Raw genomic sequence first — 21824 nt, forward strand, 5'->3', positions numbered from 1 at the left:
CTAGTCGGCAGAGCGGGTCAAGAAGGCCTGTTTCAGATCACCGAGGGCCGGGCCGACCAGCGACCAGGGCTCGACGCAATAGCGCGAGAACAGACGCGGCGGATCCGCCATCAGGCGAAACAGCCACTCAACGCCCATCTTGCCCATCCAGCGGGGGGCGGGCTTCTGAACGCCGGCCTCATAGTCGAAGGCGCCGCCGACGGTGAAATGGGCGCAAGGCGCGGTGATCGCCTCGTGGTTTTCCAGCACCCAGATCTCCTGGCGCGGCATGCCCATGCCGACCAGCAGGATATGGGGCTTGTAGGCGTTGATGGCCTCGACCACGGCGGCGTTTTCCGCCGAGCCGGGGCTGGCGTCAAAATAGCCGTGATGGGTTTCAAGCTGGACGCCGGGCCAGTCGGCCAGGATCTTGTCGCGGGCTGTCTGGGCCACGCCGGGCTCGCCGCCGACGAAGAACACCCGCCAGTTCTCCTGACGGGCCCGCTCCCAGAAGAAGTCGCGCCAGTCCAGATAGGTGCAGCGGTGGAACTGCCGGCTGTTGCGGCCGATCACCCGGGCCCAGGCCAACAGCGGCGTCGAGTCCACCTCGACCAGATCGGCGGCGCTGAAGAAGGCGCGCACGGCCTCGTCGTTTCGGGCCAGATACAGGCTGTGCAGATTGTGGTTGGCGATGATCGAGGACACGCCCCGGTTCAAACGCGCCGCCACGAAATGGAAAACTTCCTCGTGCCGAACCAGGTCCATCGACTCACCCAGCAAGCAGACCCGTTCGTCCGCCCGTCGCGTGCGACGGAAAGGACGAGCCTGCGGCAGGGGAGCATAGTGGACGACGTCAGACATACCGCAGCTTCCGTGAGAACCGCGCCAGCCTTACAAAGTCGACGTAAGCATCCTCCTAAAACTTGTCCTTAGCGAGGGTTAACCCTGACGGTTTTCCTTGTCCCGTCAGGGTTGCAGGATCAGGCGTTGGTGACCACGACCTTGCCCATCGCCTTGCGGCTGGCCAGGTGAGCGATGGCCTCTCCGGCCCGATCGAGGGGGAAGCGCTCGGACACGTGCGGCTTGATCTTGCCCTCGGCATACAGCGCCATCAGGTCCTTGACGTTCTGGGCGTGGCCCTTGGGATCGCGGGCCACCGCCGCGCCCCAGAACACCCCGACGATGTCGCAGGACTTCAGCAGGGTCAGGTTCAGCGGGATCTTGGGAATGCCCGACGGGAAGCCGATCACCAGGAACCGGCCGCCCCAGCCCGCCGCGCGGATGGTGGCCTCGGAATAGTCGCCGCCGACCGCGTCATAGGCCACGTCCCAGCCATTGGGGCCGCAGGCCTCCTTGATCAGATTGGCCAGCGCCTTCTGGCCGTTCTTGTCGAACGGACCGCGCGGATAGACGACGCCGGCGTCGGCGCCGTGAGCGATGGCCAGATCGACCTTTTCCTGGCTGGAGGCCGCCGCGATCACCCGCGCCCCGGCCGCCTTGCCCAGCTCCACCGCCGCCAGGCCGACGCCGCCGGCCGCGCCCAGCACCAGCAAGGTCTCGCCGGCCTTCAGATGGCCGCGATCCTTGAGGGCGTAGTAGGAGGTGCCATAGGTCAGGATGAAGGCCGCCGCCTCGTCAAAGGGCATGGCGTCGGGAATGGCCGTGCACCGCCCCTCTTCCAGGGCCAGCTTCTCGGCCATGCCGCCCCAGCCGGTGGAGGCCAGAACGCGGTCGCCGACCTTGAAGCGGGTGACGCCCTCGCCGACCGCGGCGATCAGGCCAGAGACCTCGCCGCCCGGCGCGAAGGGCCGGGTGGGCTTGAACTGATACTTGTCCTCAATGATCAGCACGTCGGGATAGTTGACCCCGCAGGCCTTCACATCGATCAGCACCTGACCGGGACCGGCCACGGGATCGGGCAGTTCCGACAATTCCAGGGTTTCGGGGCCGCCGACCACCGTGCTGAGAACCGCCTTCATCTGTCTTCTCCCGTCGTTTTTCGTTAAGAGGCCGGACGCTAGCGCGGCTTGCGCGGCCAAGGAAGCAGAATGTCAAACAAGCGTTTTAGTCTCGCCTTGCACGGCGGCGCCGGTTCGGCGCCCGGCCATGACTACGGCGTGGAGATCGCCCATATGCGCGGCCTGGTCGAGGCGGCGCGTGACCGGCTGGCCGCCGGAGCCGGGGCCCTGGACGTGGCCGTGGAAACCGTCGTCGCCCTGGAAGCCTCGGGACTCTACATCGCCGGCAAGGGCGCCTCGCCCAATGCGGCGGGCGCCTATGAGCTGGACGCCTGCCTGATGGACGGGGCCACGGGCCGGGCCGGATCGGTCGCCGCCCTGCAGGGTTTCGAGAGCCCGATCCTGGCCGCCCGGGCGGTGATGGAAAAGACGCCCCATGTCATGCTGGCCGGCGAGGGCGCCATGGCCTTTGCCCGCGCCCAGGGCCTGAAGGCCATCGCCGATCCCGAAAGCTGGTTTACCCGGGCCGGGGCGTTCGAGAGCAATCATCCGCCCGAGCTTCCCACCGGCACCGTGGGCTGCGTGGTCCGCGACGCCGGGGGTCGCCTCGCCGCGGCGACCTCGACCGCCGGCGTGTTTGGCAAGATGCCGGGACGGGTCGGCGATTCGCCCATCATCGGCGCGGGAGCCTGGGCCGATGACACGGCGGCGGTGTCGTGCACCGGACAGGGCGAGTATTTCATCCGCACGGCCGTGGCGGTGCAGATCGCTCACCGCATGACGTTCGGCGGCGAGAGCCTGGAGAGCGCGGCGAAGGCGGCCATCGCCGGGGTCGCGGCCCTGGGCGGCGACGGCGGGCTGATCGCGGTCGACAAGGACGGCAACATCGCCATGCCCTTCGCCTCGGACGGCGTCAAACGCGCCGCCCTGCTGCCGGATGGAACAATCTTCAGCGCCGCGTTCTAGACAGGGCTTCAGGGTCGGCGACCCCGATTGAATCTGTAACCTCCGGTCGATAGGTTTCCCGCCATGCATGCACACGCCGGCCAGCTGGCCCGACCCGAAGACCTGATCGACCTCGCCGCCCTGACCGGCGCCTATTTCGACCTCAAGCCCGACCTGTCCCACCCCGCCCAGCGGGTGGCGTTCGGCACCTCGGGGCACCGGGGCTCCAGCCTCGACGGGGCCTTCAACGAGACGCACATCCTGGCCATCGTCCAGTCGATCGTCGAGTACCGCGCCGCCCAGGGGATCACCGGCCCGGTCTTTGTCGGCCGCGACACCCATGGCCTGTCGCAGCCCGCCTGGCGCTCGACGATCGAGGTGCTGGTCGCCAACGGCGTCGAGACCCTGATCGATGACCGCGACGGCTTCACCCCGACGCCGGCGGTGTCGCACGCCATCCTGGCCTTCAATCGCGGCAGGACCTCGGGCCTGGCCGACGGCATCCTGATCACCCCCTCGCACAACCCGCCCCGCGACGGCGGCCTGAAATACAATCCGCCTTCGGGCGGCCCGGCCGACAGCGACGCCACCTCGGCCATCGCCGCACGGGCCAACCAGCTGATCGAGGGCGGCCTGGCCGATGTGCGCCGCATCCCGTTCGAGCGGGCCATCGGCGAGGCCAGGCGCTTCGACTTCCTGGGCCGCTATGTCGATGACCTGCCCAGCGTTCTGGACCTCGACATCATCCGCGGCGCCGGGGTGAAGATCGGCGCCGACCCGCTGGGCGGGGCCAGCGTCGGCTATTGGGGCGAGATCGCCACGCGTCACCGCCTGGACCTGACCGTGGTCAATCCCGCCGTCGATCCGCGCTGGGCCTTCATGCCGCTGGATACCGACGGCAAGATCCGGATGGACTGCTCGTCGCCCTGCGCCATGGCCAATCTGGTCAACGCCATGGCCGGTGGGGCCGGCTATGACGTCGCCACCGGCAATGACGCCGACGCCGACCGCCACGGCATCGTCACCCCCGACGGCGGGCTGATGAATCCCAACCATGTCCTGGCCGCCGCAATCGCCTATCTGTTCAGCCATCGCGAGGGCTGGGGCCCGGACGTGGCCGTCGGCAAGACCCTGGTGTCGTCCTCGATGATCGACCGCGTCGTGGCGGGTCTGGGTCGGACGCTGCTGGAGGTGCCAGTCGGCTTCAAGCATTTCGTCCCGGGCCTGCTGGACGGCAGCGTCGGGTTCGGCGGCGAGGAATCGGCCGGGGCCGCGTTCCTGCGCCGCGACGGCACGGTATGGACGACCGACAAGGACGGCCTGCTGCTGGCCCTGCTGGCCGCCGAGATCCAGGGCGCCACGGGCAAGAGCGCCAGCCAGCTGTATGATGACCTGGCGGGCAAGTACGGTCGCCCGGCCTATGCCCGCATCGACGCCCCGGCCAGCCGGGCGGAAAAGGCGCGGCTGGGGGCGCTGAGCCCGTCGGACGTGACCGCCAAGACCCTGGCCGGCGAGGCCATCACCGCCACCCTGACCAAGGCCCCCGGCAATGGCGAGGCCATCGGCGGGCTCAAGGTGGTGACCGCCAACGCCTGGTTCGCCGCCCGCCCCTCGGGCACCGAGGACGTCTACAAGATCTATGCGGAGTCGTTCCTGGGCGATGAGCATCTGAAGGCGGTGCAGGCCGAAGCCCGCGAGGTGGTGGCGGGAGCGCTGAAGGGCTGAGGCTTCTCCACGGCGCACGCCTCCAAACAGGCATGGCCTCCCTGGGCCTCGTGCCCAGGGCCCAACGTTCCGCTTGCGTTGAGCCTGATCGGGATGCGTTGAGACAAGCGGATCCAGGGGTCCTCGCCACAAGGGCGAGGAAGGCGGGGTTTGTTTTGGGTTGGAGCAAAGACACGAGCGCTCAACCTCACGCGATTCCTCGCTGAAGGGATGGGAAGGGCTGCGGAGCGTCCGGGCCTCGCCCGGAGGATTGGGTAGTGAATACCGTTTCGACGAAGACAGACGCTCCGCGCAGCCGTTATCCGGGAGCATCGCCGGGATTGGCGGGGTTTTAACCCGCTCCGGTAGCTAGGCCCCCGACGGGCAGGGTGTTGGCGCACCCTGGACCGCATGGGCGATTTCAGCCCATGCCTGTTGCGCGTCGTACGGGCGTCGGCGAGGGGAGTTCCCGGCGGTCCGGGCCTGGCCTCGACGCGGCGTCCTCGAAGGGACCGTCCCGCTCAGCCAGACCCCGCCGGGCCTTCGACGACGGCCGACGGGCGCGACCCGCTCGACCACCCCTGACAGTCGCAACGGTCGCCGTACGTGCGCCCTTCCCGTGCTGTCAGGTGAGATTGATTATGCGGGCGGTTTGAACGCCGGGGATTGGCGCGCTCGATTATTTTTTAGAGCGTTGAAAAGGCTGAAGTCTAGTCCGCAAACGACGGGGATAAACTGCGCCCGATCCCCGTTGTGCGCCATCCCGCAGCGCCTGCACGGAACCCGTCGGCCGACTTCGCGTATCGAAGGGGTTAGGCTGAAGGCGCACAAAACGATGCCGACCGCGTGACTCCGACTGGACAATCCAGCTTCACCCCCAGCCCAGGACCCCGCCATGACCGATGACGTCGTGAAACAAGTCGCGGCCTGGTTCGCCGCCTTCGGGGTGGGGCGGCTGGGCGTGCTGCTGATCGTCGTGTTCGCGGGTCTGATGGGCGTGCGGCTGGCGCAGGCGGCCATCACCCGCGCGGTGGAAGACAATGGCCTGCGCTATCGGGCCCGCAAGGTGGCCGGCCTGGCCGGCTATGCGATCATCGCGGTCATCGTCCTGTCGACCCTGAGCAAGAGCCTGGATCAGCTGGGCGTGATCCTGGGCGTGGCGAGCGCGGGGATCGCCTTCGCCCTGCAGGAGGTGATCGCCAGCATCGCCGGCTGGATCGCGGTGTCGTTCGGCAATTTCTACAAGTCGGGCGACCGAGTCGAGCTGGGCGGGATCAAGGGCGACGTCATCGACATCAGCATCCTGCGCACCACCCTGATGGAGGTCGGCGACTGGGTGGACGGCGATCTTTATAACGGCCGCATCGTGCGGGTGGCCAACAGCTTCGTGTTCAAGTCGCCGGTCTATAACTATTCCAGCGAGTTTCCGTTTCTGTGGGACGAGTTCACCCTGCCCGTCCGCTTTGGATCGGACTGGCAATTGGCCCAGACCGTCATCGAGGACGTAGTGACCCGGCAGGTGGCTGACTACACCGCCGCCTCGACCCACCAATGGGAGCACATGATCAAGCGCTTCCGGATCGAGGAGGCCAGGATCACCCCGTCGGTCACCCTGGTGATCACCGACAACTGGATCGAATTCCGCATCCGCTACATCGTCGACTACAAGAGCCGCCGGACGACCAAGGACGCCATCATGCGCGACCTGCTGATCGCCCTGGATGCGCATCGCGACCAGATCCAGCTGGGCAGCACGACGATCGAGCTGGTGGGGGTTCCGCCGATCCGGGTGTCGGGGGTGGCGCGCGCGGGGGCGACGCCGCCCGCTTCGCCAGCCTGAACCTATCCCGCCTTCCTGGGCCTTGTGCCCAGGACCCATGGCGCCGCCCGCGCTGATGGGGTCTGCTATCCGGGCCGTTCAGCGGCGGACAACCCCTGGCTCACCACCGGCCTCGACCCTGAATCCCGGGCACAAGGCCCAGGAAGGCGAGGCTATGGGACATGGCGCCCGTGACTTTCCAGAGATCCGCCGCCCCCAGCGGCGAGGCCGCGCCTTAAACGCTTGGAGGCGAGCTTGCTCTGAGGCCAGGCCGTGTCAATGACCGGCCAGAGGCCGGCCGCGCGCGGCGGCGCGGCGCGCCGTCATTGACACGGCCTGGCCTCAGAGCTCCAATTCCACCAAGGGTTTCAGGGCGCGCCAGCCTCCGCTGCGGCGGATGGCCGTCTCGAGGGAATGGATGCCAAAAGTGCTCGCAAACAATCTCGACAATCGCGTGGAGGGAATGATTGAGCGCGCACGGACGCTCTTTATCGACCTTGCCAAAACCCACGGCCTTCAACTCGAGTGGGACAACAGCGCGCCAGTTGAACTCGCGGCCTCTCTACCAAAGCAGCCGGGCCTCGACTGGTCGCTGTGGCTGAACCTGCAGAACAACGACGAGATCGGCGTTCAACACGACCTCTTCTACGTTGAGTGGTTTCCAGCCGACGATCCCGCTGCCGAGGCGGAGTTTTTAGCGACCGTCCACGGTCTGATCTCCGGTGACGTGCGACTGAGATGCCGCTTTGGACGCTGGAGACGGCAGCCTTACGCCGTTGATTTTCAGCGGGAAGTGAATGGGATTTGGCGCACCTTCTATGCATATGGAAATGGCTTCCACATCGGGAGGGCGGCTTCGATCAAGATTTTGCGCAACGGCCATCCAGACACATCCGAATAGACGAGCACCCAAAACCTAGCCACCACCGCCACTTCCCCCTATACCGCCCGCATGTTTGAAGGCCTCTCCCCCCTCGCCCGCGACGCACGCGCCTGGCCGTTCGAGCAGGCGCGCGCCCTGCTGGCCCGCACGCTGCGTCTGCGCCTGTCCGACGCCGAGCGCGATCTCGCCTCGACCCTGATCCACGCCGGCAAGACCGACGAAGCGGTCGCCACGCTGGAGGCCCTGCGCAAACCGGTGGTGCTGGAGACCGGCTATGGTCCGTCGGGCCTGCCGCACATGGGCACCTTCGGCGAGGTGGCGCGCACCACCATGGTCCGCGCGGCGTTCCGCGCCCTGACGGACGACAAGATCCCCACCCGCCTGATCTCGTTCAGCGACGACATGGACGGCCTGCGCAAGATCCCGCCGAACGTGCCCAACGGCGAGGTCATGATCCCCGACCTCGACAAGCCGCTGACCGTGGTCCGCGACCCCTATGGCGAGTTTGAGAGCTTCGGCCACCACAACAACGCCCGCCTGCGCACGTTCCTGGACGGCTTTGGCTTCGACTATGAGTTCGTGTCGTCCACCGACTGCTATCGCGGCGGCCGCTTCGACGAGACCCTGCTGATCGCCCTGGAGCGCTTCGACGCCATCCAGAAGATCATGCTGCCCTCCCTCGGCGAAGAGCGCCGGGCGACCTATTCGCCGTTCCTGCCGATCAGCCCCAAGACCGGCAAGGTGCTGCAGGTCCCGACCCTTGAGCGCAATGTCGCCAAGGGCACGATCGTGTTCCGCGACGAGGACGGCGAACTGACCGAGGTTCCGGTGACCGGCGGCGGCGTCAAGATGCAGTGGCGTCCTGACTGGGCGATGCGCTGGACGGCCCTGGGCGTCGATTACGAGATGAGCGGCAAGGACCTGATCGACAGCGTCCGCCTGTCCAACCAGGTCTGCAAGGTTCTGGGCGGCTCGCCGCCGGAAGGGTTCCACTACGAACTCTTCATGGACGAGAACAACCTGAAGATCTCCAAGACCAAGGGCAATGGCCTGACCATGGACGAGTGGCTGCGCTATGGCGCGCCCGAGAGCCTGGCCTACTACATGTTCCAGAGCCCCAAGAGCGCCAAGAAGCTCTATTTCGACGTCATCCCCAAGGCGACGGACGAATATCTGCAGCAGCTGGACGCCTTCCAGAAGCAGGAACCGGCCAAGTCGATCGACAACCCGGCCTGGCACGTCCACTCAGGAAAGCCGCCCGAGCAGGGCTCGCCGGTGTCGTTCAGCCTGATGCTCAATCTGGTTTCGGCCGCCGACGCCTCGACCAAGGACATCCTGTGGGGGTTCCTGGGCCGCTACGTGGGCGGCGCCACGCCGGAAACCCAGCCGCTGCTGGACCGTCTGGCCGGCTATGCGATCAACTACTACGAGGACTTCGTGAAGCCCTCGAAGACCTTCCGCGCCCCTGACGATAAGGAGCGCGCGGCGATCGTCGATCTGCGTGCCCGCCTCGCGGCCCTGCCGGACGGTTGCCAGGACGCCGAGCTGATCCAGAACGAGGTGTTCGCGGTCGGCAAGGACCACGGCTTTGATCCGCTGCGCGCCTGGTTCCAGGCCCTGTACGAAGTGCTGCTGGGCCAGAGCCAGGGCCCGCGCTTCGGCTCCTTCGCGGCGATCTTCGGCCTGGACCGCACGATCGCCCTGATCGACGAGAAGCTGGACCTCTAAATCTCCGTTCTCCCCGGCTTTCGCCGGGGAGACGGGATGTGAAGGGATCATCCTCGCACGCCTCCGCTGAATCTCCCCGCCTGCGACACCATGACCGCCAAGATGAATGAAGTCTGAATTGGCTATTAAGGAAATATCCGCAATTCAGAGACTAAGGTCTGACCATCAGAACCAAGGTTAGTCCCAATGGCTTCGTTCACCCTTCGCCCCGCCGACCGCTCGCAATTTGATTCTCTGCTCGGTGGCCTGGTCCAGAATTTCCCGGCCGCGCACGTGGAAGCGGCGCACAACGACATCTGGAAATCCTATCGCCTGGACGTGTCGTGCGACGCGCCCCAGGACGGCGATCTGATCGCCTGGCTGGGCCAGAACGCGAACTGTCCGCGGACTTAAAACCCTATTGGCTGGCCCAGAGGATCCGCGCGATCCAGGCCACGTCGCCGCGCTCCAGAACCCGGTCGGCATAGTCGCGATTGAGCGAGGTCAGCTCGATCGTCCTGGCCGTCACCCGTGACAGCTCCTTGGCCATCACCTCGCCGTCCGTGGTCTTGACCACGACGCGGTCGCCGCGCCGCGGCTCGATCGAGGGCGAGACCAGGATGCGGTCGCCGTCGCGAAACACCGGGGCCATCGAGTCGCCGGCGATCTCCAGCGCATAGACGCCGTCGTCCTGCAGGCCGGGAAAGGCGATCTCGTCCCAGCCTTCGCCGGCGGGGAATCCCGCATCATCGAAAAAGCCGTCCGAGCCGGCCTGGGCGAAGCCCAGCAGCGGCACGCCCCGCGCCGCTGGGCGTCTGGCGCTTTCCGTCAGCGCCGCGAATTCGGAAAATCCCACCCCCGTGGCCTCCAGCACCTTGGCCAGGCTCTCGGTCGAGGGCCAGCGCGGCCGCGCCTCGGCGTCGGCGGAGGTGCGCTTGGAGCGGTTGAAACTGGTGGGGTCCAGACCCGCCATCTTGGCCATGGCCGACGGGCTCATGTCGAAACGCTTGGCAAGCGCGTCAATCGCGGTCCAGATTTCAGCGTGCGAAAGCGCCGTCATGCGTGAGGTCCAGGCGGGGTGGGCGGCAGGAAAATAAGCCTCACCCCTAGGAAAGTAAACCTATTTCGAACAGCCCAGCTTGACGTTTACGTAAACGTTGACGTCGATTGGACCTGGATGTAAGGTGATCGACGATAACAAAGCGGCCCCGCCGCGTAGTGGGGCCTTTCCTCTTGGGAGGTTTCTATGTTGGCTGACCTGCGTCGCCCCGAGCGTACGTTCACGATCCGCAATCTGTGCAACGAATTCAAAGCGACCCCGCGCGCCCTGCGCTTCTATGAAGACAAGGGCCTGCTGTCGCCGGCCCGCGAGGGTCTCAATCGCGTCTATTCCCACAAGGACCGCGTTCGGCTGCAACTGATCCTGCGCGGCAAGCGCGTGGGCCTGTCGCTGTCGGAGATCCGCGAGCTGCTGGACCTGTATGACGAGAACGACGACGGCGCGGCCCAGATGGCGAGGTCGCTGAAGAAGTTCCGCGAGCGCGCCACGGCCCTGGAGCAACAGCGCGACGACATCGACGGCGCCCTGATCGAACTGAACCAGGCCTGCGCCCGTCTGGAACAGCGCCTGGTCGAGATCCGGCCCGACCTGCTGCCCCGCGCCGCCGACTACGACCAGGTCTTGCGCGCCCGGCTGGATGGTCACGCTGACGCCGCACTGGGCAAGTAGACCATCTTCACGGTGCGAACTGGCCAAGACCCCGGCCAGGGCGCACGCCTATCCTCTTCGTTTTGACACCCCCTTCTTCCAGGACCTTCCATGACCTACCAGGCGCCCGTCCGCGATCACGTCTTCATCCTGCGCGACATGCTCAACATCGACCAGCACAGCGAACTGCCAGCCTTCGCTGACGCCTCGTTCGATGTGGTGGAGCAGATCCTGGAGGCCGCCGCCCAGTTCACCGGCGAGGTCCTGGCCCCGCTCAACAGCGTCGGCGACAAGACCGGCTGCGTGCTGGACACGACGACCAACACCGTCACCACGCCGCCAGGCTTCAAGGAGGCCTACAAGCAGCTGTGCGAAGGCGGCTGGACCGGCCTGGGCTCGGATCCGGCCTATGGCGGCCAGGGCCTGCCGTTCGTGGTCAGCCTGGCGTTCAGCGAGATGTCGAGCTCGGCCAACATGGCGTTCTCGATGTATCCGGGCCTGGCCCACGGCGCCTATTCGGCCATCCACTACGGCGGCAGCGATGAGCAGAAGGACCTCTATCTGCCCAAGATGGTGACCGGCGAATGGACCGGCACCATGAACCTGACCGAGCCGCACTGCGGCACGGATCTGGGCCTGCTGCGCACCAAGGCGGTTCCGCAGGCGGACGGTTCCTACCGCATCACCGGCCAGAAGATCTGGATCAGCGCCGGCGAGCACGACATGGCCGGCAACATCGTCCACCTGGTGCTGGCCCGCATCGAAGGCGCCCCGGCCGGCGTCAAGGGCATCAGCCTGTTCATCGTCCCCAAGTTCCTGCCCAAGGAAGACGGCAGCGTCGGCACGCGTAACGAGGGCGCCAAGTGCGTGGGCCTGGAAGAGAAGATGGGCATCCACGGCAACGCCACCTGCGTGATGCAGTATGACGACGCCAAGGGCTGGCTGATCGGCGGCGAGAACGCCGGCCTGAAGATCATGTTCGTGATGATGAACGAGGCCCGCCTGGGCGTGGGCCTGCAGGGCGTGGCCCAGGGCGAGGCCGCCTATCAGGCCGCCGTCGCCTTCGCCAAGGACCGCCTGCAGGGCCGCTCGCTGACCGGCCCCAAGAACCCCGACGGCCCGGCCGATCCGATCATCGTCCACCCCGACGTGCGGCGCATGCTGCTGGAGAGCAAGGCCCTGATCGAGGGCGGTCGCGCCTTCCTGTTCTGGACCGCCCTGCACGGCGACCTGGCCCACGGCCATCCCGACGAGAAGGTGCGCGAAAAGGCCGAGGACTATATGGGCCTGATGACCCCGGTGCTGAAAGGCTACCTGACCGACAAGGGCTTCAAGATCTGTTCGGACGCGGTGCAGGTGCATGGCGGCAGCGGCTTCACCGAGCACTTCCCGGTCAGCCAGTTCATGCGCGATTGCCGCATCGCCCTGATCTATGAAGGCACCAACGGCATCCAGGCCCTGGACCTGGTCGGCCGCAAGCTGGCCTCCAAGGGCGGCCGCGCGGTGATGACCTTCTTCCAGGAAATCGACCAGTTCATCGGCGAGAACGACAGCGACGAAGGCCTCAAGCCCTTCATCAAGGCGCTGGCCGAGGTGAAGGCCCAGCTGCAGGACGGCACGATGTGGCTGATGCAGAACGGCCTGCAGAACCCCGAAAACGCCGGCGCGGCCTCGACCGACTACATGCACCTCTTCGGCCTGACCGGCCTGGCCTATATGTGGGCCCTGCAGGTCAAGGCGGCCCAGGCCAAGATCGCGGCCGGCTCGTCCGACCCGTTCTATTCGACCAAGGTCACCACCGCGCAATATTTCATCGAACGCATCTTGCCTGACGCTGGGGCGCATCTGACCAAGCTGAAAACCGGTTCAGCGACCCTGATGGCGCTGCCTGCGGAGGCTTTCTGATCATGAGCGTGCTCGACGTCGCAAAACCGGCTTTCATGGCCGAGGAAGACATCGCGATCTTTGAAGACGCGGTGGGCAAGTTCTTCGACGAGCACGCGCCCGAACATGTCGTGGCGACCTGGCGCAAGAACCACTGCGTCGATCGCTCGATGTGGACCAAGGCGGGAGAGGCCGGCTTGCTGGGCCTCTCCACCCCGGAAGAATACGGCGGGGCCGGCGGCGACTATCGCCACGAGGTCGTGCTGATGGAACAGCTGGGCCTCAAGGGCGTGGATGGCTTCGGCATCAGCCTGCACAACGCCATCATCATGCCCTACCTCGTCCACTACGGGACCGAGGAGCAGAAGCGCCGCTGGCTGCCCAAACTGGCCACCGGCGAACTGGTCGGCGCCATCGCCATGACCGAACCCGGCGCGGGCTCGGACCTTCAGGGGATCAAGACCACCGCCAAGAAGGTCGGCAACCAGTACGTCATCAACGGCTCCAAGACCTTCATCACCAACGGCCAGACCGCCAATCTGATCATCGTGGTGGCCAAGACCGACGCCGCCGCCGGCGCGCGCGGCACCTCCCTGCTGATGGTCGAGACCGACGGGGCTGAAGGCTTCGAGCGCGGCCGCAACCTCGACAAGCTGGGCCAGGAAGCCCAGGACACCTCCGAGCTGTTCTTCAACGACGTCAAGGTTCCGACCGAGAACCTGCTGGGCGTCGATGAGGGCCAGGGCTTCTTCCAGCTGATGGGCCAGCTGCCGCAGGAGCGGCTGAACATCGGCGTCCAGGGCATGGCCACCATCGAGCGGGCGCTGGACCTGACCATCGCCTACGTCAAGGAGCGCAAGGCGTTCGGCAAGGCGATCCTCGACTTCCAGAACACCCAGTTCGTGCTGGCCGAATGCAAGACCGAAGCGACCGTCGCCCGGGTGTTCATCAACCACTGCATCGAACAGCATCTGGCCGGAAAGCTGGACGCCTCGACCGCCTCGATGGCCAAGTACTGGGTCAGCGACCTGGAGAACAAGATCGTCGACCGCTGCCTGCAGCTGTTCGGCGGCTACGGCTTCATGAACGAGTATCCGATCGCCCGGATGTACCGCGACAGCCGCGTCCAGCGGATCTATGGCGGCACCAACGAGGTGATGAAGATCCTGATCGCGAGGACCCTGTGATCGCTATCGCCCTGATGCTGGCCCAGGCCGCCGCGCCCGCCGCCAAGCCGGCCGCCGACCCGCGCGCGGCCGTGGTCTGCGTGCGCGCCGCGCCGGGCGGCCGTCGCCCCCTGGCCTTCTCGGGCCAGCTGGTCGGCAAGCGCCCCCAGCCGGGCGCGTTCAAGCTGCCGCTCAAACCCGGCGCCGATGTCTGCAACAATCTGCTGCGCTCGAAGATCGCAACCTGGAGCCTCGAGGTCACCACCTCGGGCTTCACCGCCTGCACCCTGCCCGCGCCGGAATTTGGCCAGCGCGTCACCTACAGCGCCAAGGTCTCCGCGCGAGGCCTGATCTGCGCGCCGATCGCCAAGTCACCCATCGGGAGCTGGTAATATGGCCGCCTATACCGCCACCATCGACTGGAGCCTGAACGCGGGCGAGGATTTCGCCGCCGGCCACTACAGCCGCGCCCACAGCCTGCGGTTCGACGGCGGAGCCACCCTGCCGGGCTCATCCTCCCCGTCCATCGTGCCCAAGCCCTGGTCCGATCCCGCCGGCGTGGATCCCGAGGAGCTGTTCGTGGCCTCCCTGTCGTCGTGCCACATGCTGTGGTTCCTCGACATCGCCCGCCGCGCCGGCCACGTCGTCACCCGCTATGTCGACGAGGCCGACGGCCTGATGGGCCATGACGAGGCCGGTCGCCTGATCATGACCCGGGTCACCCTGCGCCCCGGCGTCGCCTTCGCCGGCGAGGCTCCGGATCCCGAGGCCCTCAGCGCCCTGCACGAGGCCGCCCACCACGCCTGTTTCATCGCCAACTCGGTCCGCACGGATGTGCAGGTCGAGCCGGGCTTCACCCCACAATCGATCTAAATATACGCAGGAAGGAGCCATCAAATGGCCGACGCTTATATCTTTGACGCCGTGCGCACCCCGCGCGGCAAGGGCAAGAAGGACGGGTCTCTGCACGAGATCACCTCGCTGTCCCTCGCCACCCAGGTCCTGCAGTCGCTGCGCGACCGCAACAATCTCGACACGTCCTTTGTGGACGACGTCGTGCTCGGCTGCGTCGCCCCCGTGGGCGAGCAGGGCAGCGACATCGCCCGCACCGCCGTCCTGACCGCCGACTACGCCGAAAGCGTCGCCGGCGTGCAGATCAACCGCTTCTGCGCCTCGGGCCTGGAAGCCGTGAACATGGCCGCCGCCAAGGTGGCCTCCGGCGAGGCCGGCATGGTGATCGGCGGCGGCGTCGAGAGCATGAGCCGCGTGCCCATGGGCAGCGACGGCGGCGCCTGGCCCACCGACCCCTCCTCGGCCTTCAAGACCTATTTCGCCCCGCAAGGCGTCTCGGCCGACCTGATCGCCACCCTGTACGGCTTCAGCCGCGATGACGTCGACGCCTATGCCGTCGAGAGCCAGCGCCGCGCCGCCGCCTCCTGGGCCGACGGCCGCTTCAAGAACTCGGTGATCGGCGTCAAGGACCAGCTGGGTCTGACGATCCTCGACCACGACGAGACCGTGCGCGGCTCGACCACCATGCAGACCCTGGCCTCGCTGAACGCGTCGTTCCAGGGCATGGGCGACATGGCTTTCGACGCCGTGGTCACCCAGCGCTATCCGCAGGTGGAGAAGGTCAATCACGTCCACCACGCCGGCAACAGCTCGGGCATTGTCGACGGCGCCGCCGGCGTGCTGATCGGCAGCAAGGAAATGGGCGAGGCCCTTGGCCTGAAGCCCCGCGGCCGCATCAAGGGCGCCGCCTCGATCGGCAGCGAGCCCTCGATCATGCTGACGGGCCCCGCCCTGGTCAGCGAAAAGCTGCTCAAGAAGCTGAAGATGGAGGTCAAGGACATCGACCTCTATGAGCTGAACGAAGCCTTCGCCGCCGTCGTCCTGCGCATGATGCAGGCGCTGGACATCCCGCACGACAAGATGAACGTCAACGGCGGCGCCATCGCCATGGGCCACCCCCTGGGCGCCACCGGCGCGATGCTGGTCAGCACGATGCTGGATGAACTGGAGCGCTCCGACAAGGAGACCGCCCTGATCACCCTGTGCGTCGGCGCCGGCATGGGCACCGCCACCGTCATCGAACGCGTCTAGGAGCGGCGGACCCGAGCTATGACCGCGCCGGTCGACGATCAACTGATGGCTTATCCACCGTACGAAACGCCGTTCCTCCAGACTTGGAACGGCGTTTTCGAGGCGGTGTTCGTAGCCTTTCACCCGTTCGCGCGGGTGAAGGGGCGCGACCCGTTCGTGGAAGGTCGGACGGTTGTTCCGAAGACCGGTGAGCCCTTGAGGTCTGCCCCCATGGGTGGCGCTGTGGGTGAGGTCGTGCGCGAGATCGAAGCAGACGCGACGCTGCTCTATGCAGGCTCGGCCCTGACTCCCGAGGAGGTAGGCGACTCCGCCAACCTCGAAATCCTGACCTGGGCCAAGATCGCTGAGCAAGCTCGCTTGCAAGGCGGTCCTGCACAGCTGAACCACGCCCTACTCAGCCTGATCGGTGCCCTGAAGCATCCAGACACAGCGGCTCGGGACACGCTGGTGGCGCTGGCCAGACGTGAAGGCCTGTTCCTGCCGTCCGAAGGCGCGATGCAGCCCCTGCTCCTGCCGGCTCTTCGCCGCTGGTTCGAGGGACTGGGTCACGCCGAGGTCGTCGTCCAGCCTGAGTTCGACGACGGACGCATCGTCCCAGTCGAAAAGCTGGAGGAATGGGCTGATCGGGTGTCGCTCTACGACCCCGGCAAGACCGTTCTGGTGGTCGTGGACTGGGACAGCTTCTTCACTCTGGTCGCCGGCCCGCGCCGGGCGCTTGAGGATTGGGTTCGAGCCGAAAATCTAGACGGCTTCTTCGCCGACAAAACAACCGGCCATGACTGGTGGAATCCCCCCATCGCGGCCTCACAAAACATACGGAGCTAACCACCATGGAAAACTTCAAGATCGAGGTCGATTCCGACGGCGTGGCCCTGGTCACCTTCGACGTGCCCGGCCGGACGATGAACACCCTGACCGCTTCGGTGATCAAGGAAATCGGCGAGGTCGTCGAACGCATCAAGACCGACGCGGCCATCAAGGGGGCGGTCATCACCTCGGGCAAGACCACCGGCTTCTGCGCCGGCGCCGACCTGGGTGAACTGGGCGGCAGCGGCGGTATCGGCGGCGGCGCGGGCGGCGAAGAGGGCCTGAAGGCCGCCTTCGAAGCCGGCTTCGCGCTCAACAAGGCGTTCCGCGCCCTGGAAACCTGCGGCAAGCCGGTGGCCGCGGCCATCAATGGCCTGGCCATGGGCGGCGGGCTGGAAATCACCCTGGCCTGCCACTATCGCGTCGTGGCCGACAATCCCAAGATCCAGCTGGCCCTGCCGGAAGCCAAGGTCGGCCTGCTGCCGGGCGCCGGCGGCACCCAGCGTCTGCCGCGCCTGATCGGCGTGATGGCCGCTGCGCCCTACCTGCTGGAAGGCAAGTCGATGAAGCCGGCCGAGGCCCTGGCCCTGAAGGTCGTGCACGAAGTCGTGCCCGCCGATCAGGTGGTCGAGGCCGCCAAGACCTGGGTCAAGACCAAGGGCGATCCGGTCGCGCCGTGGGACAAGAAGGACTTCAAGCTGCCCGGCGGCGGTCCCTACAGCCCCAGCGGCAGCCAGGTGTTCGTGATGGGCAACGCCATGCTGCGCAAGCAGACCTATGGCAACTATCCGGCCCAGCTGAACATCATGAAGGCGGTCTATGAAGGCACGCAGGTGCCCTTCGACGCCGCCCTGCGGATCGAGACCCGCTACTTCCTCAAGACCATGATGACGCCCCAGGCCAAGGGCATGATCCGCACCCTGTTCCTCAGCCTGCAAGAGCTGGGCAAGGGTTCGGGCCGTCCCGCCGGCGTGCCGCACTATGACGTCAAGAAGGTCGCCGTTCTGGGCGCCGGCATGATGGGCGCGGGCATCGCCTATGTCCAAGCCATGGCCGGCATCGAAAGCGTGCTGATCGACCAGACGCAAGAAGCCGCCGACAAGGGCAAGGCCTATGCCGAAGGCCTGGTCAAGAAGGCCGTCTCGCGCGGCAAGATGACCCAGGAAAAGGGCGACAAGATCCTGGCCCTGATCACCCCCACGACCGATTACGCCCTGGTCAAGGGTTCGGACCTGGTGGTGGAAGCGGTGTTCGAAAACCGCGAGGTCAAGGCCGAGGTCACCAAGAAGGCCGAAGCCCAGCTGGCTGACACCGCCATCTTCGGCTCCAATACCTCGACCCTGCCGATCACCGGCCTGTCCAAGGCCTCGGTGCGTCCGGCCTCGTTCATCGGCATCCACTTCTTCTCGCCGGTCGACAAGATGGGTCTGGTCGAGATCATCATGGGCGAGCAGACCAGCCAGGAAGCCCTGGCCAAGTCGATCGACTACGTCCTGAAGATCAAGAAGACCCCGATCGTCGTCAACGACTCCAGAGGCTTCTACACCTCGCGCTGCTTTGGCACCTTCGTGCAGGAAGGCCTGGAGATGATGGCCGAGGGCATCGCCCCCGCCATCATCGACAATGTCGGCCGCGCCACCGGCATGCCGCGTGGTCCGCTGGAAATGAACGACGACGTCGCCCTGGACCTCTCCTACAAGATCGGCGAGCAGACCAAGAAGGACCTCGGCGACAAGTACGAAGAGCGCCCCTTCGCCCCCGTCCTGGAAAAGATGGTGGTCGAGCTGGGTCGCCTGGGCCGCAAGAACGGCAAGGGCTTCTATGACTATCCCGAGGGGGGTCAGAAGAAGATCTGGCCGGGCCTGGCCGACCTGATGCCCGTCACCACCAAGGACGCTGATGCGGCCCTGATCGAGGAGATCCGCACGCGGCTGCTCTATCGCCAGGCCGTGGAAGCCGCCCGCTGCTTCGAGGAAGGCGTCATCGTCGATCCGCGCGAAGCCGATGTCGGCGCGATCCTGGGCTGGGGTTTCGCGCCCTGGACCGGCGGTCCGATCAGCCTGATCGACGGTATTGGCCTCAAGGCCTTCGTCGAGACCTGCGACGCCCTGGCCCAGAAGTTTGGTACGCGGTTCACGCCGCCCAAGCTGCTGCGCGAGATGGCCGCCAACGGCGAGACCTTCTACAGCCGCTTCGGCGTCAAGACCAAGGCCGCCGCCTGAACCCGGTCGCCTGCTGAAGACAAGGAGGGCCCGGCGGCGACGCCGGGCCCTTTTCACGTCCGGCCCTTATTTCCGGACGGTGACGATCGGGCCATGGTTCAGCCGCACGGCGTCCTTATCTGAGAGCCTCGATAGACGGGTGCGAGATACAAGACGGATGCAGGCGACTCTCGCCCCGATGACTGGCGGCCCAGCGCCCCGGCCCAAACCCAAAGGCGCAGGTCCCTGGATTCTTCTCGTCTCGGTTCTGGCCCACGGCCTGGTGCTGGGCGCCCTGGTGTCCGGCGTCCACGTCATGCCGCCGCTGGTCGAGCCGCCGGCCCTCAGCGTCGAACTGTTCACGCCTGAACGCCCGCGCGAGACGGTGGCGAAGCCCGCCAAGGCCCGCCCCGCCGACGCCCCGCCGGTCATGACCCGGACGGACAGGTCGCCCGCCCCCGTGGCCCCGCCGCCGGCGCCGGCCATCGCCACGCGCCCCGCCGCCCCGACCGCCGCCCCGACGGGCGCCGTCGCCCCGCCCGGCTTCAAGGCGCGCGAGCTGACCGGCGGCGGCGACGGCCTGCGCCAGGCGGCGCGCGACGGCATCGGCTGCCGCAACGCCGACGAGCTGGCCCTGACCAAGGCCCAACGCGCGGCCTGCGACGAAAAACTGGGGGAAAAGAACAAGAACCGCCCGGCGATGTATGCGGTGATCGACCCCGACAAGAAGGCCGCCTTCGACGGCGACTGCAAGAAGGACGATGACTGGTGCCTCTACCGCACCGGCAAGGGCCCCTATCCGGGCATCTTCGCCCTGGGCAAGAAGAAGAAGATCAAGGGCTGGGACGACTGACCGCCTAAAGGAAAAAGGGCCCCGCCTCGCGGCGGGACCCCTCTTCATCCAGGTCTGGAGTGTCGAGCTTACCAGCGCTTGCTGACACCCAGCATCACGCGGCGCTCAGCCTGCAGGCCGCTGACGCCCTTGGATTGCGACTGGCGGTCGTGGAGCAGGTTCTGACCGTTCAGCGACACGTCCACGCCTTCGCTCACCGTGTAGGCGACGCGGCCGCCGACCGTGGTGTAGCCCTTGACCGGCTCCAGCAGATTGCCGTTGTAGGACGAGAACTTGCTCACCATGTGGGCATAGCCGTCCACCGACCACTTGTCGTTCGCCCAGCCCGCCGCGAGGTTGCTGCGGTACTTGGGCGAGGTCGCCTCGAAGTTCACCTTGCGCAGGATGATCGACGAGACCGTGGTGAAGGGCTTGTCGCTGACGTCGGTGTAGGTGGTGTCGGCGTTCCAGTGGAAGCCGCCGTCAAGCTTGCCGGAGGCGGCCAGTTCAACGCCGTTCATCTTGGAGTCGGAGACGTTCTTGTAGGTCGCCGTCATCCAGGTGGACGAGGTCGCCGCGAAATCGACGGCGCTGGTCGAGAACTGACCTTTGACGCTCTCGGTCTTCTGCGTGAACACCTTGATGCTGGCGCGCGCCTTGAGGGCGGGCAGTTCCTGGCTGTAGCCCAGCTGGTAGTTCGTCACGATGGCCGGTTCCAGCGCCGGGTTGCCGGTGATCAGGAAGCCGGTCGGGGCCGCCGTCGCCGGCGGGATCAGCAGGCCGCCCAGTTCCAGCAAGGTCGGGGCCTGAACGCCGCGAGCGTAGGTCGCGCGCAGTGAACCATTGTCCGAGACCTTGTAGACCGCGCCCAGATTGATGCTGGGCTCGGTGATGTCACGGTTCCAGAGGCCATTGTCATGTTGCGGCGCGCCAACCGGGAACGGGCCCGTGCGCTTCAGGCTCAACTTGTCGACGCGGGCGGCGGCGGTCAGCGCCAGCTTGGGGCTGACAACCCAGTTCCACATCGCCGACGGGGCCAGGACCGTATAGCTGACCTTGGCGCCGGCATAGGAGGCCGTGTCCAGCTGGTTGTCGCGATACTCGACACCCAGGCGGATGGTGTGGGCGGCGCCGATCTTGAACAGGTCTTCCAGGCTGTAGACGGTGATGTTGTTCAGGTAGCGGCGGCCGGGCGTCAGGGCGTCCAGATCGTTGCGATAGGCCTGGGCCTGCACAAGACCGTACTTGGTGTCGGCGTTCAGCGTGGCCTTCAGCGAGTCGGTTTTGACCCGGTGCGCGGCGTAGGCGAAGGTCGAGATGACCTGGGTCGACGCGCCGTTCGACATCGAGCCTTCGACCCGCAGGGTCGTCTTGTCGTTCAGTTGGGCCACAGCGTCGATATTGGCGCGCGCCGTCGACGGGTTATGGATTTGCGAGCCCAGAACGCGGCCCGTGCCGCTGGTGGTGTTCTTCCACTCGTTCTCGTGATCGAAGCCGCCCGAGATCCGGAACGACAGGCGCTCGCCCAGGCGAACGGTCTTCACGACCGAGACGCTGGTGCTCTCACCCGTGCCGGCCCGCAGTTCGATGACATTGGTGTTATCGAACTTGGGATTGAAGGTGATGATGTTGACGACGCCGGAGACGGCGTTGAAGCCGAAAATGGCGCTGTTGGGACCGCGCACGACTTCGATCTGGCGGATTTCGCTCAGCTCGATCGGCAACGAGGCCCAGTCGGTATAGCCGAAGTGGTCCAGATAGACCTGGCGGCCGTTGATCAGCACCAGCAGGCGCGGCGAGCGGGCCTGGTTGTAGCCGCGGATACCGACGTCGGACTGGCCGGCGGCGAAGGCCAGCACGTCAACGCCGGCCACGCGGCTGAGGATCGTCGGCAGGTCGCCGGCGCCCGAGCGCTTGATGTCGCTGGCGCTGATGATGGTCATGTCGACCGGCGCTTCGGTGGCGCGCTGGGGCGACCCGGTGGCGCTGGTGGTGACGGGCTCGTTGAACAGCTGCTCCATCGCGCCATAGTCGATGGACTGGGCGGAAGCCGTGGTGGCCGAAGCCATGAGGAAGAGGCCGACCGAAGCGCCGGCGAAAAGAGTCGTTTTCATGATTGTGTCTCTTA

General features: G+C 66.4%; 19 protein-coding genes. 15 read left to right on the forward strand and 4 right to left on the reverse strand.

Going from position 1 to position 21824, the window contains the following annotated elements; all coding sequences use genetic code 11:
- Together ACW18B_RS02310 and ACW18B_RS02315 are read right to left on the reverse strand one after the other, a co-directional pair.
- Entirely contained in the window at nucleotides 1–840 is an 840-nt protein-coding gene (locus ACW18B_RS02310; protein WP_492049235.1) for a WecB/TagA/CpsF family glycosyltransferase, read from the reverse strand.
- Nucleotides 841–959: 119 nt separating this feature from the next.
- On the reverse strand, nucleotides 960–1958 hold the full coding sequence (locus ACW18B_RS02315; protein ID WP_492049236.1) for an NADPH:quinone oxidoreductase family protein: 999 nt from the start codon (nucleotides 1956–1958) through the stop codon (nucleotides 960–962).
- Nucleotides 1959–2027: 69 nt separating this feature from the next.
- Between ACW18B_RS02315 and ACW18B_RS02320 the strand changes: the two genes are divergently transcribed.
- The 6 genes from ACW18B_RS02320 to ACW18B_RS02345 all read left to right on the forward strand — a co-directional run bounded on the left by ACW18B_RS02320 (nucleotide 2028) and on the right by ACW18B_RS02345 (nucleotide 9409).
- The gene (locus tag ACW18B_RS02320; protein ID WP_492049237.1) at nucleotides 2028–2903 is read left to right on the forward strand and encodes an isoaspartyl peptidase/L-asparaginase family protein; all 876 of its coding nucleotides are present in this window, start codon (nucleotides 2028–2030) and stop codon (nucleotides 2901–2903) included.
- A gap of 63 nt (nucleotides 2904–2966) precedes the next feature.
- Nucleotides 2967–4607, forward strand: coding sequence for a phosphoglucomutase (alpha-D-glucose-1,6-bisphosphate-dependent) (gene pgm, locus ACW18B_RS02325; protein ID WP_492049238.1), 1641 nt, complete (start codon nucleotides 2967–2969; stop codon nucleotides 4605–4607).
- Nucleotides 4608–5481: 874 nt separating this feature from the next.
- Complete coding sequence (locus ACW18B_RS02330) at nucleotides 5482–6426, forward strand: mechanosensitive ion channel family protein (RefSeq protein WP_492049239.1); 945 nt, start codon at nucleotides 5482–5484, stop codon at nucleotides 6424–6426.
- 397 nt (nucleotides 6427–6823) lie between these two features.
- On the forward strand, nucleotides 6824–7306 hold the full coding sequence (locus ACW18B_RS02335; protein ID WP_492049240.1) for a hypothetical protein: 483 nt from the start codon (nucleotides 6824–6826) through the stop codon (nucleotides 7304–7306).
- Between the two features lie 51 nt (nucleotides 7307–7357).
- Nucleotides 7358–9016 carry a lysine--tRNA ligase gene (locus ACW18B_RS02340; RefSeq protein WP_492049241.1) on the forward strand — a complete coding sequence of 553 codons (1659 nt, stop codon included), beginning with the start codon at nucleotides 7358–7360 and terminating at the stop codon, nucleotides 9014–9016.
- A 186-nt stretch (nucleotides 9017–9202) separates the two neighbouring features.
- Nucleotides 9203–9409: a hypothetical protein gene (locus tag ACW18B_RS02345; RefSeq protein ID WP_492049242.1), complete on the forward strand. Its 207-nt coding sequence runs from the start codon at nucleotides 9203–9205 to the stop codon at nucleotides 9407–9409.
- A 4-nt stretch (nucleotides 9410–9413) separates the two neighbouring features.
- Here ACW18B_RS02345 and ACW18B_RS02350 read toward each other — a convergent pair whose 3' ends face one another.
- Nucleotides 9414–10055, reverse strand: a complete 642-nt coding sequence (locus ACW18B_RS02350; protein ID WP_492049243.1) for a S24 family peptidase — start codon at nucleotides 10053–10055, stop codon at nucleotides 9414–9416.
- 189 nt (nucleotides 10056–10244) lie between these two features.
- Between ACW18B_RS02350 and ACW18B_RS02355 the strand changes: the two genes are divergently transcribed.
- The 9 genes from ACW18B_RS02355 to ACW18B_RS02395 all read left to right on the forward strand — a co-directional run bounded on the left by ACW18B_RS02355 (nucleotide 10245) and on the right by ACW18B_RS02395 (nucleotide 19717).
- Entirely contained in the window at nucleotides 10245–10724 is a 480-nt protein-coding gene (locus ACW18B_RS02355; RefSeq protein ID WP_492051847.1) for a MerR family transcriptional regulator, read from the forward strand.
- 90 nt (nucleotides 10725–10814) lie between these two features.
- Nucleotides 10815–12608, forward strand: coding sequence for an acyl-CoA dehydrogenase C-terminal domain-containing protein (locus ACW18B_RS02360; protein WP_492049244.1), 1794 nt, complete (start codon nucleotides 10815–10817; stop codon nucleotides 12606–12608).
- Between the two features lie 2 nt (nucleotides 12609–12610).
- The gene (locus ACW18B_RS02365) at nucleotides 12611–13774 is read left to right on the forward strand and encodes an acyl-CoA dehydrogenase family protein (RefSeq protein WP_492049245.1); all 1164 of its coding nucleotides are present in this window, start codon (nucleotides 12611–12613) and stop codon (nucleotides 13772–13774) included.
- A 14-nt stretch (nucleotides 13775–13788) separates the two neighbouring features.
- Complete coding sequence (locus ACW18B_RS02370; RefSeq protein ID WP_492051849.1) at nucleotides 13789–14145, forward strand: hypothetical protein; 357 nt, start codon at nucleotides 13789–13791, stop codon at nucleotides 14143–14145.
- A 1-nt stretch (nucleotide 14146) separates the two neighbouring features.
- On the forward strand, nucleotides 14147–14626 hold the full coding sequence (locus ACW18B_RS02375; RefSeq protein WP_492049246.1) for an OsmC family protein: 480 nt from the start codon (nucleotides 14147–14149) through the stop codon (nucleotides 14624–14626).
- A gap of 24 nt (nucleotides 14627–14650) precedes the next feature.
- A complete protein-coding gene (locus ACW18B_RS02380) occupies nucleotides 14651–15856 on the forward strand; it encodes an acetyl-CoA C-acetyltransferase (protein WP_492049247.1) in 1206 nt (401 codons plus the stop codon).
- An 18-nt stretch (nucleotides 15857–15874) separates the two neighbouring features.
- Nucleotides 15875–16681, forward strand: coding sequence for a DUF2711 family protein (locus ACW18B_RS02385; protein ID WP_492049248.1), 807 nt, complete (start codon nucleotides 15875–15877; stop codon nucleotides 16679–16681).
- 5 nt (nucleotides 16682–16686) lie between these two features.
- A complete protein-coding gene (locus ACW18B_RS02390) occupies nucleotides 16687–18885 on the forward strand; it encodes a 3-hydroxyacyl-CoA dehydrogenase NAD-binding domain-containing protein (protein WP_492049249.1) in 2199 nt (732 codons plus the stop codon).
- 157 nt (nucleotides 18886–19042) lie between these two features.
- Nucleotides 19043–19717, forward strand: coding sequence for a hypothetical protein (locus tag ACW18B_RS02395; RefSeq protein ID WP_492049250.1), 675 nt, complete (start codon nucleotides 19043–19045; stop codon nucleotides 19715–19717).
- 68 nt (nucleotides 19718–19785) lie between these two features.
- Here ACW18B_RS02395 and ACW18B_RS02400 read toward each other — a convergent pair whose 3' ends face one another.
- Nucleotides 19786–21810, reverse strand: coding sequence for a TonB-dependent receptor plug domain-containing protein (locus ACW18B_RS02400; RefSeq protein WP_492049251.1), 2025 nt, complete (start codon nucleotides 21808–21810; stop codon nucleotides 19786–19788).
- Nucleotides 21811–21824: the final 14 nt, after the last annotated feature.

This window comes from Caulobacter sp. FV2ps19, assembly GCF_058681035.1.

What these genes read in the sequence shown, in the direction of transcription:
- ACW18B_RS02320 (WP_492049237.1), top strand. Translation starts at nt 2,028, where the DNA reads ATGTCAAACAAGCGTTTTAGTCTCGCCTTGCACGGCGGCGCCGGTTCG.
- ACW18B_RS02385 (WP_492049248.1), top strand. Translation starts at nt 15,875, where the DNA reads ATGACCGCGCCGGTCGACGATCAACTGATGGCTTATCCACCGTACGAA.
- ACW18B_RS02370 (WP_492051849.1), top strand. Translation starts at nt 13,789, where the DNA reads ATGCTGGCCCAGGCCGCCGCGCCCGCCGCCAAGCCGGCCGCCGACCCG.
- ACW18B_RS02330 (WP_492049239.1), top strand. Translation starts at nt 5,482, where the DNA reads ATGACCGATGACGTCGTGAAACAAGTCGCGGCCTGGTTCGCCGCCTTC.
- ACW18B_RS02375 (WP_492049246.1), top strand. Translation starts at nt 14,147, where the DNA reads ATGGCCGCCTATACCGCCACCATCGACTGGAGCCTGAACGCGGGCGAG.
- ACW18B_RS02345 (WP_492049242.1), top strand. Translation starts at nt 9,203, where the DNA reads ATGGCTTCGTTCACCCTTCGCCCCGCCGACCGCTCGCAATTTGATTCT.
- ACW18B_RS02340 (WP_492049241.1), top strand. Translation starts at nt 7,358, where the DNA reads ATGTTTGAAGGCCTCTCCCCCCTCGCCCGCGACGCACGCGCCTGGCCG.
- ACW18B_RS02380 (WP_492049247.1), top strand. Translation starts at nt 14,651, where the DNA reads ATGGCCGACGCTTATATCTTTGACGCCGTGCGCACCCCGCGCGGCAAG.
- ACW18B_RS02390 (WP_492049249.1), top strand. Translation starts at nt 16,687, where the DNA reads ATGGAAAACTTCAAGATCGAGGTCGATTCCGACGGCGTGGCCCTGGTC.
- ACW18B_RS02315 (WP_492049236.1), bottom strand. Translation starts at nt 1,958, where the DNA reads ATGAAGGCGGTTCTCAGCACGGTGGTCGGCGGCCCCGAAACCCTGGAA.
- pgm (WP_492049238.1), top strand. Translation starts at nt 2,967, where the DNA reads ATGCATGCACACGCCGGCCAGCTGGCCCGACCCGAAGACCTGATCGAC.
- ACW18B_RS02400 (WP_492049251.1), bottom strand. Translation starts at nt 21,810, where the DNA reads ATGAAAACGACTCTTTTCGCCGGCGCTTCGGTCGGCCTCTTCCTCATG.
- ACW18B_RS02335 (WP_492049240.1), top strand. Translation starts at nt 6,824, where the DNA reads ATGCCAAAAGTGCTCGCAAACAATCTCGACAATCGCGTGGAGGGAATG.
- ACW18B_RS02310 (WP_492049235.1), bottom strand. Translation starts at nt 840, where the DNA reads ATGTCTGACGTCGTCCACTATGCTCCCCTGCCGCAGGCTCGTCCTTTC.
- ACW18B_RS02350 (WP_492049243.1), bottom strand. Translation starts at nt 10,055, where the DNA reads ATGACGGCGCTTTCGCACGCTGAAATCTGGACCGCGATTGACGCGCTT.
- ACW18B_RS02360 (WP_492049244.1), top strand. Translation starts at nt 10,815, where the DNA reads ATGACCTACCAGGCGCCCGTCCGCGATCACGTCTTCATCCTGCGCGAC.
- ACW18B_RS02365 (WP_492049245.1), top strand. Translation starts at nt 12,611, where the DNA reads ATGAGCGTGCTCGACGTCGCAAAACCGGCTTTCATGGCCGAGGAAGAC.
- ACW18B_RS02395 (WP_492049250.1), top strand. Translation starts at nt 19,043, where the DNA reads ATGCAGGCGACTCTCGCCCCGATGACTGGCGGCCCAGCGCCCCGGCCC.